Annotated in this window: 10 protein-coding genes; 7 read left to right on the top strand and 3 right to left on the bottom strand. The window is 43.9% G+C overall.

Annotation, left to right across the window (positions count from 1 at the left end):
• Positions 1 to 98: 98 nt before the first annotated feature.
• Complete coding sequence (locus AB4503_RS11200) at positions 99 to 1,904, bottom strand: ATP-dependent endonuclease (RefSeq protein WP_372114640.1); 1,806 nt, start codon at positions 1,902 to 1,904, stop codon at positions 99 to 101.
• 238 nt (positions 1,905 to 2,142) lie between these two features.
• Between AB4503_RS11200 and AB4503_RS11195 the strand changes: the two genes are divergently transcribed.
• From AB4503_RS11195 to AB4503_RS11165, 7 genes are all read left to right on the top strand, one after another.
• Positions 2,143 to 3,882, top strand: coding sequence for a bifunctional UDP-sugar hydrolase/5'-nucleotidase (locus tag AB4503_RS11195; RefSeq protein ID WP_372058294.1), 1,740 nt, complete (start codon positions 2,143 to 2,145; stop codon positions 3,880 to 3,882).
• Between the two features lie 574 nt (positions 3,883 to 4,456).
• Positions 4,457 to 5,458, top strand: coding sequence for a TerC/Alx family metal homeostasis membrane protein (locus AB4503_RS11190; protein WP_372114639.1), 1,002 nt, complete (start codon positions 4,457 to 4,459; stop codon positions 5,456 to 5,458).
• Between the two features lie 313 nt (positions 5,459 to 5,771).
• Entirely contained in the window at positions 5,772 to 5,960 is a 189-nt protein-coding gene (locus AB4503_RS11185; RefSeq protein WP_017059812.1) for a hypothetical protein, read from the top strand.
• 175 nt (positions 5,961 to 6,135) lie between these two features.
• Complete coding sequence (locus tag AB4503_RS11180) at positions 6,136 to 6,876, top strand: DUF1223 domain-containing protein (protein ID WP_372114638.1); 741 nt, start codon at positions 6,136 to 6,138, stop codon at positions 6,874 to 6,876.
• Positions 6,877 to 7,077: 201 nt separating this feature from the next.
• Positions 7,078 to 8,367, top strand: coding sequence for a DEAD/DEAH box helicase (locus AB4503_RS11175; protein ID WP_372114636.1), 1,290 nt, complete (start codon positions 7,078 to 7,080; stop codon positions 8,365 to 8,367).
• 214 nt (positions 8,368 to 8,581) lie between these two features.
• Positions 8,582 to 10,300, top strand: coding sequence for an autotransporter assembly complex family protein (locus AB4503_RS11170; protein WP_372114635.1), 1,719 nt, complete (start codon positions 8,582 to 8,584; stop codon positions 10,298 to 10,300).
• Positions 10,301 to 10,528: 228 nt separating this feature from the next.
• The gene (locus AB4503_RS11165; protein ID WP_017070494.1) at positions 10,529 to 11,293 is read left to right on the top strand and encodes an aspartate/glutamate racemase family protein; all 765 of its coding nucleotides are present in this window, start codon (positions 10,529 to 10,531) and stop codon (positions 11,291 to 11,293) included.
• A gap of 101 nt (positions 11,294 to 11,394) precedes the next feature.
• Here AB4503_RS11165 and AB4503_RS11160 read toward each other — a convergent pair whose 3' ends face one another.
• Complete coding sequence (locus tag AB4503_RS11160) at positions 11,395 to 12,852, bottom strand: phospholipase D family protein (RefSeq protein WP_372114633.1); 1,458 nt, start codon at positions 12,850 to 12,852, stop codon at positions 11,395 to 11,397.
• Positions 12,853 to 12,934: 82 nt separating this feature from the next.
• A complete protein-coding gene (locus AB4503_RS11155; protein WP_102333454.1) occupies positions 12,935 to 15,037 on the bottom strand; it encodes a carboxylesterase family protein in 2,103 nt (700 codons plus the stop codon).
• Positions 15,038 to 15,046: the final 9 nt, after the last annotated feature.

The raw sequence follows: 15,046 nt of genomic DNA, 5'->3' as shown, positions 1-15,046 counted from the left end.
ATACAGGCACACCGTTTGGTGTGCCTTTTTTGGTTGAGGCGACTAGCTAAATATTTCATCAGTAGAGCAACTGATAGCATCTATAAAACAAATTATGTTTAGGTATTTCCATTCGCCATGGTGATCACGCGTTTTAATGTCCACCTTAATAAAAGCGGAATGCATTCTTGTCCTTGATTCTCGCAATGAGAAACAATGGCGAGTGCAAGGTCGGGTTTTGCATGTTTCTTCAATACCTTGGCAACCACTTTCTTTGGAGGGATAGGGTGATCGTATGGAATCTTAACCATGTCACGGAAAAAGCTCTCAAACCCATTCATATATAGGTAATGCTCGATATCTTTATCTGGCAGTTCCGTGAGTCGATGTCTTTCCTGATCATTACCAAGCTTCGATAGCACCGTTGCTGCGTATTTTTTACCCGCCGCATCGCCGTCAGTTACCACATGCCAATCGATGCCAAACTCTTGCGCGACCTTAATCAGTGCCTTAAGTCCTGATTGGGCGAACTCAATAATCTGCACACCTTCTGCTGCTAGGTTATAGCCACATTGGTTGGCAAGTTCATTGAACAACCAAACCTCGGTTTCACCTTCTACTAATAGCCAACAGCGAGCAAATAGTGCCCCAGAGCGGTGGAAGCGGATATGAAAACCAATTCGTCGAAGTTCATCCTTACTGAAATGGTTCATGTTGAGTTGATTGGCGATGGTTTTGTCTGACTGACGAACCAAGCGACGAATCGATTGAAGTGGGACCGCCGCAAGTAGGTCGCCACTGTTGGTGGTCAGGATTTTCTGCATGGGCAATTTCTGCATCAAGCTCCAAGCCCTTGCCAAGTGTGTTGGGTGCAATCGACCTTCTGGATCTTCAAGGATCAACAGAGGGCGCGCACATCGCCTTAAGTCGTTTGGCCCTTTAGCTTGTAGATAAGCGTTAAGTAACCCCATGAATAATAAGCGAGTTTGTTTGTTCTTGGTCTCTTCGACGAGTTGATGAATACTTTTGTCGTTCGCTCCAGCTGAGTACAGTAGCCCGTCACGCGGTTTTCTCGGGTTCTTACGTGACACACTCTTAAATGAGAAGTAGTGTTCTATTAAGCTTTGCATTGACTCAAGACTACTGCGCATTTCACCCTTATTAACATGTCCGGGTATCGCCATAAGGCGGCGGCAGGTGTTGTCGATGCGCTTTTCTATTCTTGCCTGACGGCCATTGCCATTGCCATTGCCGTTGCTGGCGTTTCTATTCGTGCCATGACCATTGGTTGTGTGATTATGTCCGTTCCCATGCCCGTTATTTGGATTGTTGTTCCCATTTCCGTTTGCATTGTTAGCGTGACCGTTATTAGCGTGAACATTAGTCGGCAGGTGAGCATTGTGGTTAAGGGACTTGCCGTTGAAAGGACGATCAAAGTGCCTTGCATCACGCAAACGGATAACGGGATGTAAGGTCATTAATTCTTGAGCAAGCTTTTCTGAATGATGAAGCTTGAGCGGATTACCGTCCAAACCAAGAAATGCATAGTGTGTTGTTGTCTCATACTGTTCTAACGTCGCGCTGATGCGATAGTAGATGCGAAATACGCCAAATTCATCTTGAACCCAAATAGGTTTGAGTTTGCGATAACGACCTGCGTTAAGTTCGCTCTTATCGTTAGCTTTTAAAGCGAGAACAATTTGAAGATGTTGAGACTGCGGGTGTGAAACAGAGTAATCGACATGAAAATCGGTCATTTCAAAGTGATATGGCACACCGTCTGAGGGCAGAATGACGGAAAGGGCATCCAATAATGAAGACTTACCCCAAGTATTTTCACCAATAAGCGTGGTTAGCTCGTCAAACGCGAGTGACATGCGCTTGATACCTCGAAAGCCAGAAATCTCGATTCTTTCTAGTTGCATAGGCTTACTCCTAACGGAAGGCTCTGCTAATTATTTGAAAGCTAACAGATATCTTTAATCATAATCGAAAAATCCAAATCCGGTATGCTCACCTGTCACAAAACCCGTTGTTTATTAATACGGTGCAAAATGAGATTTTTGATCTATCTCGAGTATTTTTTTGCAGTGCAGTTTCATAAAATTCACGATTCTGTCATGATTCTCGACCTAGTATGAAGGGACAAAGAGAGAAGAAAATATGACTAAAAAGAATAAGCCGACAAAAATAGTGTTGGCACACATCAACGACACCCACTCATACTTTGAACCAACCTCGTTACAGCTATCACTTAAAATGAACAACCACATCATTGAACCTTATGTCAGTGCTGGTGGCTTTGCTCGAATTTCAACACGCTTCAAACAAATAGAACAAGATGCCCAGCGTCAGAAGGTTGGAACCTTGTTCTTGCACGCTGGTGACTGCTTCCAAGGCACGTTGTACTTTTCCTTATTCAAGGGAAAAGCCAATGCCGATTTGTTGAATGCCCTTAATATAGATGCCATGACGCTCGGTAATCACGAGTTAGACATGGGTAATGAGCCCGTTGCGATTTTCGCGAAAAGAATCAAATTCCCGCTGTTGGCCGGTAACTGGAATCTATCGAATGAGGATATCAATAAAACTCATACGCTAGCGGACAACGACATTGTTAAGCCTTATCGGCCTGAAACACGAAGTGCTTCTTTTATAACGAAAGAGTTTGATGGCGAGAAGGTCGCAATATTCGGCTTAAGCATCGACAAGATGGCAGGCATCGCTAACCCAGATATCGATACACCGTTTGAAAATGCTTTGGAAACAGCAAAAGCGACCATTGAGCAAATCCATCAAGCAGGTATCAACAAGATTGTGTTACTTAGCCATCTTGGTTACGAAGCTGATTTAGAGTTAGCAGCCAACGTAACAGGTATTGGTGTCATCGTTGGTGGTCATAGTCATCGCTTACAAGGTGATTTCTCTGATATCGGCTTAGTTAAAGATGATGAATACGGTGTGAAAATTGGCGATACCTATGTTGTGCAAGCGGGTTTCCACGCCATGAGCTTAGGACACTGCGAAATCGAGTTCGATTCTCAAGGCAAAGTGACGCACTTCAATGGTAAAAACGAACTGTTATTAGGCCGTCGACTCTTTATAGACGCGAAACTGAGTGAAGTAGGGCAAGACGATGCCCACGATATGGCGTGTGAGTTTTTAAACAATCACCCTAATATTGCAGTGTGTAAGAAAGATCCTGAGCTGCAGAGCATTCTGACGGATAAATACCAGCCGCGAGTTCGAAAGCTTCAGCAACAAGTGATTGCTCATGCAGACACTAAACTTCGCCATGTACGTATTCCAGATGCTAAAGGCCCGAGTCAACTAGCCCCCTTGGTTGCTCAATCATTTCACCATCTAATGAACAAGAAAGGGCATCAGGTTGACTTTGCCATTCACAACGCCGGTGGTGTAAGAAATTCACTGAACAGCGGCGATGTCTCTGTTGCCGATATTGCCGGAAAACTACTACCGTTTGCCGTACCTATTGGTGTGTATGAAGTAAAAGGTGAAACGATCGCTGGCATGCTTGAAGGTGCAATCAATAACGCGATTGATAATGGTGTCGTGGGCACAGGTTCAGGTAGCTTTCCTTATACACATAATTTGAGGTTTTGTTACCACAAAGAAGCGCCTATAGGACACAGGATTCACCATCTAGAAATTCACTCTGATGATTCAGGTTGGCAAGCTGTTTCTCGCAACCGTATTTACCGGGGCGCGTCGTCAGCCTATACAATGAAAGGCAAAGAGGGCTATAACGCTGTGTTGGATATGATCGGTGATGGCACGGTCACCACTGACTCTATGGCAGACTGCTTCATCGAGTTTCTGCAAGACCACCCAGAGTCGCTTCAACTCAATGAACCGTTGAATTGCATGGAGTGTTTTAGATAACTAAAGCTGATACTGATATTTAACACTATTACTTTGGGTTATTTATAAAATTGGCATTGTTTATGCTTTATCTCTGCAGGTCGCCTTCTTGTGGAGATATGCATGGATAAGAAAGATTGGTTAGATGCGGTAGCGGTTGTCGGTTGGGTATCAGTTTGGTCAGCGTTAGTGTATTTAATACCTGCCGCAGGGCTGTAAATTGCCCTTTTTGCAACTTCATTACGCAGTGCAATAGTGTGTTTGACTTGCGAATTTATTCTTAGAATCAATTCGCGTGTCTATTTGACAAAGTGGCATCAATCAGAAAGGAGCGTTTGCTCCTTTTTTGCTTTTTCCGTGCAAATTTATATAGACGAAACACAACCAGAGGATTATTATCCACGCGTTTGGGGAGTAGTTAGCGCAAGTTTACATATCGTCATCTCGTTAGGCCAAGAGTCTATCCGGTATGTAAAAGTGAAATCCCATATTTCACTTCAACGAGACCAACGCAATCACAGTCAAGATCCGTAATGGAGCTTGATATGCTTTGTTTGCGGAAGGTCTTTGTACAGTTCTTCCGCCCGGAGGAATAATGAACTCAACTCAATCTCTATTATCTACCAATAGTGAATCCTTTTTTTCATCGCCAATCATGACGACTTATGCGGGCTTTTTCCTGCTAACGGTTATTCTCGTCTCTATTGATATCTATCAGACTCGTGGCGGTAACGTTACTATCAAGAAAGCGGCAATCTGGAGTGTTTTCTGGTTTGTACTTGCGTTTTTGTTTGCTGGCTCGATTTACCTATTTTGGGACATTTATGCGCCGAACAGTGACTACACAGCGCAAAAAGCAACCGTGTCATTCATTACGGGTTACTTGTTAGAAAAATCCCTTAGCGTAGACAACTTGTTTGTTTTTGCGATGATCTTTGCTCAATACCAAGTTCCTGAGCATCTAAGACCTCGTGCGCTTCTTTGGGGCGTAATTGGTGCATTGGTGCTTCGTGCAATTATGATCGCACTAGGCGCACAGCTATTGGCGGAATACCACTGGGTGCTTTACGTGTTCGCTGCGTTCTTGATTGGTACAGGTATTAAGCTGGCATTAGACAAGGGCGAAGAGGAGAGTGTGAATACTCTGCCTGAAAAGCTACTTCGTAAAGTGATGCCGGTAACAGAGGACTTCCATGGCCCTGCATTAATGGTTAAACAGGGTGCTAAATGGGCATTCACTCCAATGATGTTGGTCATCGGTGCGATCGCAGTCATGGACGTGATGTTTGCATTAGACTCTATCCCTGCGATCTTTGCGGTAACACAAGAACCGTTCTTGGTACTTGCGGCTAACGTGTTTGCGTTACTTGGTCTTCGCTCGTTGTATTTTGTACTGCAGGGTATGATGGACAAGTTCATCTATTTGAAACCCGCGCTTTCATTCATCATGGTGTTCATTGGTGTGAAAATGGTTCTGGTTGATAGCGAGTGGGCTATCCCAACTTACTGGTCATTGGCGGTATTGGTTTCTACGATGACGATTGCGGTTATAGCGTCGGTTTATGCGAAGAAGCCAGGCATTGAACAAGTAAATTAAAAACAAATATAACTTATCGAAAAGTCGATAATGAACACGTGGCTGATGAAGTGGAAAATTTATTTATGTAAATTTTCTGTGACATTGGCCACTGTTGTTTGCGGGGTGTTTGTACTAAATGCATGATTTAAACACTATATTGAATTTGTAATCACATAATCTGCATATCTATTTTGTGGCATTGTTAATGGTTTGTTTTATTAGAAAAACTAATCCCAAAATCTAATTTTAGTCATTTTTTAACCTGCAAAAGATCACCTATTATTCTTGTCATCAGAACGAAACACATTAATAAATTTATAGAGAGGCAATCATGGCTCAAGCAGTACAAATGAATACTATCGCTGTTCCTAACTCTATGGATAAGAAAACCTACTCGGTTAACTTCAAAGGATTGATTGCACACATTTTCGATATTCTTTTCGTAGACAACTCTCCACGTAGTTACTACGCAAGCGACCTATCTGGTCACATGCAACGCGATATCGGTATTAACCGTTAATCTCAGCGTTAACATGTAAATATAGAATTTTAAGAAAACGCCAGCTTCTAAAGCTGGCGTTTTTGTATCTGAAATAAACTCAATCTCTTCGTAAACTAAGCACCTGAAAGAAAAACCTAGGCATAACGGTCTGTATTTGAGCGCCATTCAATTCGCTTTGTACAAGGATCTCGGTATGTCACACGCCAAACGCAATTCATCATTGATTAAACTTTGTTTATTTGCCTTACCGATCGGCTTCTATTCCTCAGTGTCGCTTGCACAAACCTGGAGTAATGAAGGCCAGCCCGCACAGGTTATCGAGCTCTTCACCTCTGAAGGTTGTTCAAGTTGTCCATCTGCTGATCAGTACCTCAGTACTTTTGAAGACCATCCAAAACTTTGGACACAAGTTATTCCGCTTGCCTATCACGTCGATTATTGGGATTACTTAGGTTGGGGCGACAAGTTCGCGAGTAAGGCGTTTAGTCAGAAGCAACGCTTGTACAAAGCTTATGGAGTAACAAGTGGGGTTTACACACCCGGCTTTGTTGTCGATGGAAAAGAGTGGCGCGGTTACTTTAACTGGTTAGACAGAACGTTGCCTTCGCTCAAACAACAAAATAACCCCAAGCTAACGGTCAACTATAAAGGCGATACGTTCAGCGTAAGTTACGAAGGCAAAGGGGATTATGTTGCTCATATAGCTTTGCTGGCGATGAACGAAGTCACCAGCGTTAAGACGGGCGAGAACAGGGGTAAGAAACTCGAACATGATTTTGTTGTGGTTTACGATGGTTATCAGCGTGGTGAGTCTGAATGGCAATTTAATATCAATTTTGAGCCACTTGTCGCTACACCAGACGCAGTCGCTGTTTGGTTAACCGAGCCGAATTCGTATGCACCGGAACAAACGGTAGCAGGTTGGCTGAACTAACTGCAACCCACGACAATTGTGTAGCTGGAATACTCTTAGACGAAGTTGGTACGGCGAGTATCGAGGTTCTCACATCGATAACTTCGCTTCTGACGGATATTAATCAGTGAAATAGAAGCGAAAGGGCGATTTAGTTACGTAATACTGCTGAAATACGTTAATATAGCGCGCTATTATTTTAGCTTTGAGTTCCTGCAATTAATGACTAACACCACTACACCAACCAACTTCTCTGATCTTGGCTTAATCTCTCCTTTGATGGCTCGTTTATCTGAGCTTGAATACCAACAGCCAACGCCTATCCAAGCGCAAGTTATTCCAAGTGTGTTAGCAGGACGCGATTTAATTGCAGGCGCAAATACCGGTTCAGGTAAAACCGCAGCATTTGCACTTCCACTGTTACAAAAGATTCATGAAGATGCCCCTCTGGACCGTCGTTCAGGCAAAGGTAACTTTGTTTCTGGCCTTATCTTGGTTCCTACTCGTGAACTTGCTAAGCAAGTGGCTGACAGCGTTAAATCTTACGCTGTGCATTTCAATGGCGCGATTAAAGCGGTTTGTGTGTTTGGTGGTGTATCGGTAAACACTCAAATGCAGGCGCTACGTGGCGGCACTGATATCTTGGTGGCAACACCGGGTCGTCTGCTTGACCTTATTTCGAGCAACGCTATCAAACTAGATAAAGTGAAAACGTTAGTGCTTGATGAAGCTGACCGAATGCTAAGCCTAGGTTTTACCGAAGAACTTGATGCAATCTTGAAGCTCTTGCCGAGCAAAAAACAAACCTTGTTGTTCTCTGCAACTTTCCCAGAGCAAGTTAAAACGCTGACTCACGAACTTCTAAGCGATCCAATTGAAGTTCAACTTCAAAGTGCCAATGCGAGCACACTGGTTCAACGTGTATTCGAAGTAGAAAAAGGTCGCAAGACAGCGTTACTCGCACACCTAATTCAACAACATGAATGGCGCCAAGCTCTGATCTTCGTTAATGCGAAGAACAGCTGTGAGCACCTAGCAGACAAGCTTTACAAGCGCGGTATCATCGCAGAAGTATTCCACGGCGATAAAGGGCAAGGTTCACGTACTCGTATCCTAGAAGATTTCAAATCTGGCGAGATTGACGTTCTGATCGCGACAGACATCGCGGCACGTGGTCTGGATATTGAGAAGCTTCCAGTGGTAATCAACTTTGACTTACCGCGTAGCCCGTCAGACTACATGCACCGTATCGGCCGAAGTGGTCGTGCAGGTGAAGTTGGTCTTGCGTTATCTCTGATCGATCACGAAGATTACCACCACTTCAAAATCATCGAGAAGAAGAACAAGATTCGTCTTGAGCGTGAGCAAATTGAAGGCTTTGAAGTGGATGAAGAAGCGACAGCTGAACTGATCGCAGCACTAAAACCTGTTGCGCCACCGGCCGGTACTGGCAAGAAGAAAAAGAAGAAGAAAGCTCCAAAAAACCAAGATGTGTGGCTGAACAACAACTGATCTTGAGTCAGCAAGCCATATAAATCAATAAGTAATAGACATTCAAAAGGTGCTTAATTGCGCCTTTTTTGTGTCTGTAGGGCTGGGATTTGAGTCGTTAATAAACGACTGTTGCAGTGTTAAACAACCCGATAAGCCGTTCGAAGGATAGCGTCCTCCATAAGAGATTCGGCGATTTAACGCTTTGCTCATAACCTGTTCGGGTTTTGAGCAATTGGGTAACCGCGTGAAGACCTCGATTAAACAATTAGTGCTGGCCACTTCATTTTTCCTGTTTACCCAACACTCTTCTAGTGCTGCTGAATTTGAGGTTAAAGGGGTTAATAAAACTCTCACCGAAAATGTAGAATTATATTTAGAACCTTTAGCCGATGTTCCTGCATCACAGCTATCGAAAACGAAGCTATCTAAACGTATTCAAGATGCACTCAACCCTTATGGTTATTATCACCCACAGCTCGATATCGACCTCAATGATTCTGATAACGTGATCATTAACATCGATTCTGGTCCTGTCATGCGCATCGCAGAATCGATAGTAAAAATAACAGGTGAAGCTAGCCTAGATGCGGAGTTCATCAATATACTCAATCAAAGCAAGTTAGGCTCAGGTTTAACTTTGTCTCACCAAGAATATGACCAAACTAAGCGTGCGATTTTCTCTTTAGCAAAGCGGAAAGGTTATTTTGACGGCAGGTTTATCGAGTCAAAGATTGAAGTTATTCCTAGCGAGAACATCGCGAATATACACTTGTATTTTGCAAGTGGTCCACGCTACAAGTTCGGTTCTATAAGTATTCCTGATGATGGGGTTGACCCGACTCGTATCGAGAAAATACCCACCTTTAAAAAAGGTGATGACTTTGACACCATCAAGTTAGGTGAACTGCAATCTGATTTGTCAGACACTCAATGGTTTCGAAGTGTCATCGTACATGGTGACTTTGACAAACTTGATGACAACCTAGAAGTTCCAATTGAAATCATTGCCGAGCCAAGTTCTCGAAATATCGTGCAGGTCGGTGGCGGCTATTCTACTGATCTCGGTTTACGCGCCTCTCTCAGTTGGTCAAAGCCTTGGTATAACCGGAGAGGCCACAGCTTTGAAGCACAGACATATTTGTCTGAACAGGAGCAATCACTTCAGTTGGGGTACAAAATCCCCACAGAGAAAGTCACAACGGATTACTTTGGTATTCAGTTTGAATCGAAACGAATTGATCATCGAGACACCAATAGCTTTACAAACGATCTTAAGTTCGAACGTTACTGGCAATTAGACAGTGATTGGCAAAGCACCATTTATGTCAAATACTTGCACGAACAGTACCGTCAGGCGTCTGAGGAAGAGCAATCGCAATTGCTGTTACCTGGCATCAGTTTTTCTCAGGTTGATCGTAAAAATGATCAGTTGGAGCTCAATCATCGACACATCTATTCTGTCGAGTATTCTGACCCTAGTCTGTTCTCTGACTCAAGGCTGTTGCGGTTGGAAGGAAACAGTGTCCTTTCATGGGATATTAGTGACAGGCAGAAGCTCCATTTCCGCTCCAACGTAGGCATCAACATTGCCAAATCATTATCTGATGTGCCGTCGTCACTGCGGTATTTTGCTGGTGGCGATGGAAACCTGCGAGGTTATGGTTACGAATCTATCTCCCCTAGAGACGAGAATGGTGAACTAACGGGGGCACGTTATATGTTAACTGCTGGGCTCGAATATCAGCATCAAGTCTATCGTTCAATTTGGTTGGGCGCATTTCTTGATGTGGGTGATGCATTTGATCAACAAGCGGATTGGAAGCGTGGGACGGGCGTGAGTTTGATTTGGAACTCACAGTTAATGCCAGTTAAGCTCGATTTTGCTTACGGCTTAGATGCGCCTGAAGGCGACGAATTTCGTATTCATTTTTCCTTGGGTACTCAATTCTGATTTTTGTACGCTGTTTATGCACTCGCGAGGATGCGAACCATCTAATAGGATTCAAGTAAATCGAAAGAGCGTAATAACCTTTGTGCTTTAGCAAACACAAAGGTAAAAACAATGAAAAAGCTACGATTCGGTGTATTTGGTAATATGGGCCCTGAAGCAGATGCTCTGTTCCAAGATATCGTCGCCAAGAAAGAAATTGAACACGGCGCACTTAAAGACTAAGACCACATGGCCATGATAGTGGTGAAAAACTCAGATATCCCCGATCGATCTGAAGTGATTAACGAAGGCGGTACCGATCCTGTGCCTGAACTGATTGAGTCAGCGTGCATTTTAGAACATGCCAATGTTCAGTTTGGCGTAATGACCTGTAACACCGCTCATTACTTTAGACCTGAGGTTCAAAAGCACACCAACGTTTATATCGTCGACATGCTTCAAACCACCGTTGATCAAATCAAAGAGCAGAACTCTGAATCTGTTGTTGGTATTTTATGTACCAACGGCACATACAATTCGGGAATCTATGATCGTTACCTAACGGACGCGAATCTGGTGTTCGTTAAGCCAGATTCCTTTGAGCAAGAGCATAACGTGCATAGTGCTATCTATGGTGAAGTAACCGGTGAGATGACAGAGTGTGGACAAGCAATCCGAGAAACCAACGGGATCAAAGCGGGCGAGTTTGAGCGTAATGCCGCACTGCTTGCTGTAGCGATTCAATCCATCGTAGAGAAGGGCGTTGATACGGTTATTTGGGGATGCACGGAACTTCCTTTGGTTAGAAAGCAACTTGAAACGGCATTTCCAACAGTCACTTTTATTGATCCTATGGAAGCGGTAGCTGAGCGTGTCGTTGATATTTACCGTCTCGCTGAGCAATATGTGGAGCGTGGACATGTGGATTACAACATTAATGATGTTAATTCGATCTTCACAACGCTTGATATGGTGAACTACGTAGCCCAAAGAGCGATGACCTACCGTCTATAAGCTCAGATACGTGTATTTGAAACATGAGAAAGCCGCGAATTACGCGGCTTTTTTACATTTGGACTGGAGAAAATTAAAAATTAAGATTCGAAGCTGAACACTTAAAGCTCGAACTCGCCATTCATTTTTCGAAATAACCAATCAGGTACCTTGTTCCATGAACTGTAGTTCGGGTTCTTAGTATGGATTTGTTCCTCTGAAGCCCAGATGGTGTCACCTGATTGTTCTCGCGACACAGCCCAGAACAACTCCTCTTTCTGACGTGTTAAGTAGTGTGTCACTTGCTTCGCAAACTCTTCACTGTCAACCAACACCCCAAACTCAACGTTGAGAAAGTCTGATCTTGGATCGAAGTTAGAAGAGCCAATATAGGTGACACGCTCATCTAAAATTACTGTCTTGTTGTGGTAGTAGGTATCAACATGAAAGTAGTGTTCATCATTGATCGCTTGGCTTTTGTACTCATAGATACTTACGCCCTTGTCGAGTAGAGTCTCACGGTGTTTTTCGTAATACGCAGGCACAAAGCCCGAATCATTAGAAGCCGATGAATTCGTCAGTAAGGTGACTTCGGCTTCGCTCTCTCTAAGTGCATCGACGAATACAAACTTGTTATCGCTTGGCACCATATAAGGCGTAGAAATAATAACCTTAGATGGTGTCGGTACTTTTTGCTTCATCAAGTGTTCAATACGTTGGCGAAAGTAGGGCTTGTTGTCATTGAGTTTCTCCAGTGAGTCAAATACCGGCGTGACAGAGGCTGAAATGAACTTCGGTTGGTTTAAGCTCTTTATCTGCCTTTCGACTTCAGACGTGATCAATGCTTGATTCTTTTCACCTTTGTTCAACGCTTTGGTGAACGCTTGGTATTGCTCTTTCTCTTTGATTTTAATGCGTTCTTGAATTGGCACTACATGCTCACTGTTCCACAACGCTTGGTAGTTTCGGTCGAAAGCAGCAATCACGTCGCCTTTAAACAGCACATCCATATCAAAGAAGTTGGCACTTTCGCTGTAGCCAAAGTAGTCATCACCGATGTTGCGCCCACCGAGGATCATCGAATGGTGATCAACGTTAAAGTATTTCTCATGCAGTCGATTATCTAACTGTTTTTGATGAGTAGAGAAGTTAAACGCACGACCAATCCAGCCAGCTTTACGTGACTCAAAAGGGTTGAACAGTCGAATCTCAATATTGGCGTGTGAGTCCAACTCCGCAAGCCATTTGTCATTGAATACCAACAAGTCATCCAGTGTGAGGCGCACGGCCACATCGCGGTCAGCGGCGTGTTTCAGCTCGTTTAACAGCATCAGACCCAGAGTGTCGTTTTCCCAAGAGAAGTAAGTCATATCAATCGAGTGTTTTGCTTGGCGAACCAGATCAATGCGGCGCGCAAAGGCTTCAGGCGCACTCGGGATCAAATAGACTTCGGCTTGATGTTCTGTGCTTTGCCAGTTAGCTTCGAAGTCAGGTTCAACATCGGGGTAAGGTTGGGCACATCCTGTGACCAAAGCAATCAACATTATTGTGCATGCTGTTTTTAGTTTGCTAAGTGTCATAACTAACCTGCGTTTAAATAAAATTTAGATATAAAAACGGCCAGCGAACTGGCCGTTAAAATAGGAGAGGTGTTGAGTATGTTTAGTTTAGGTACCAGTCCCAAGGCATAAGACCTTGCTCTGCTAGACCCGTTAAGCGACCTTCACGAAGCTTAGAATCAACACCTGGGTTAGTGACATAGTCCCAGTCGAAGGTAGTGCTGTTGTCGCTGAATCCTGCACCATCAATGACAAGCACATTGTCGGTAGCATCGCTGTACTGGTAGCTCTGGAACAATTCATCGCTAAACCATAGGCGTGACATTTCGTTCATCATTGCCTTCTCATTACTTGTCGGGTGAATCTCACCACCGTCAAAACGTACAGCTTTGTTGAACACAAACGGCAGTTCTGAACCGTTACACGCACCGCTGATACAACCAATAGTTTTGAATAGATCAATGATTGACAGTTGGTCGTATTCGCCCGTTTCTTCATTTAGACCTGTTTTATAGTTCCACATGTTGAAGCTTGGTTTGTGCTCAAAGTGGTATAGCGTTGCTTCTACTCCGCTGTTTGCTGCCATATGACGAGCTGGACCATTGAACAAGGTGTCATTTAGCAAGGTTTTAAATTGCTTCATGTTGTCAAGAGCGCCACCAAAGCTAGATTCTGAGTTAGGGTAGAAATCAGTTAGAGCCAGAATATCTTGGGTTTGCTGGTGGCTAGTGATCTCAACAATGTCGACCAAGCAACCTACGGTACCCGCAATATCGTTGGTATCAATGCATCCAGTCATTTCAAGTAGATCACCTTCTAGCTTGGCACCATAAAATAAGCTCGTTACTGCGCTGTACGCACTGCTTGGCAATACAAGATCTGCTGAAACTTCATCACTTGCTTGCTCAGATAGTTTTTGTTGCAGAAGAACGATGTTGTTTTCATCTTCTAACCAGTTAACCATAGCTAGAGCTAGCTTTGTTGGATCTTCGTTAGTAAGCAGTTCAGGTTCATCATTTGTTAATAACTCGATGACCGTCGGGATTAAGAACGTAGCGCTAAATAGCATGCCAAAGCTGTTCGCTTCATGTGCATTTTCACCTAGGACAGTTGGTACTGAGAAGCCTGCTTTCATTGGTGACTCTGCTGATTCGCTACAGCTACCAAGGAGACTTGTTTTTTCACACAATATGTATGGAGCAAAAGGCATCAGGTTTGACATTGGCGTCTCATCTGCGGCTGGGCTCAGAATTGGGATTTGCAAAGAACCTAACAACCAATTTTTTAGCTGTTCAATACCATCCAAAGCTGTTTCTTGCGACGCCATGATCTCGTCGACCGAAGTGTCTGCATCAAAGTTATTGTTGCGGCTCTTAGCAACGTCATAACTTGGATACTCGAACCCATACGGGTTGCTTTGCATGATTGCACGTTGGAAATATTGACCTGCGATATCGTCATCTTGCTGCAAGAAACCGATAGACATAGCACCTGAGCCTTGACCCATAACGGTTACGTTTTGAGCGTTACCACCGAAGTCGGTAATATTATTGTGTACCCACTCCAAGGCACGCTTCTGGTCACCTAGGCCATAGTTGCCATCTTTGTAAGCGCCTTTAACCCATTGAGTACCTAACTGACCAAGACGGTAGTTAAAGCTTACATAGATGAAAGGCTTACCATCGTCGCTTCCTTGAGCAACCACGGTATCACCTTGGATGAGCGGCTCTGCACCAGAACCGTATTCGAAATCACCACCGTGGATGAATACATAAACCGGTAGATCTGCATCAGCATCTACGCCTGCTGGGCGCCAGATATTGAGGTTAAGGCAGTTCTCATCTTGTGTTTGTGTTGTCGTTTTTAGTTGAGGACAAGCATAACCGAACTGAGTCGCATCCAAAGTACCTTCAACAAGGTTTACAACTTCACTGTGTTCAAAGCGCTGAGCCTCTGCATATTGAATCCCTTTGAAAGATTCAACGGAAGCCAGTTTGTCGTCTTCGGTATTCGAAGTTATAACCAGTTCTTCTATCGTCGCTTTAATCGTTACGTTACCGATTTGAGCATCAAACGGTTTAGCCGGTGCCGGAACTAACGGTTCGGGCTTGTCTGGGAATGGAACAGTAGGGGCACTATCAGTATCGCAACCTGCTAAGGCAGTAGTAATAGTAAGAGCGATCATTGAACGGTATGCAATAGTCATAAAATGAGT

It is taken from the genome of Vibrio sp. 10N.222.55.B11, from assembly GCF_041473705.1.
GTDB classification, from domain to species: Bacteria; Pseudomonadota; Gammaproteobacteria; order Enterobacterales; family Vibrionaceae; genus Vibrio; species Vibrio crassostreae_C.
The sequence above is the reverse complement of the archived record's forward strand: the minus strand, read 5'-3'. Positions and strand labels throughout refer to the sequence as shown.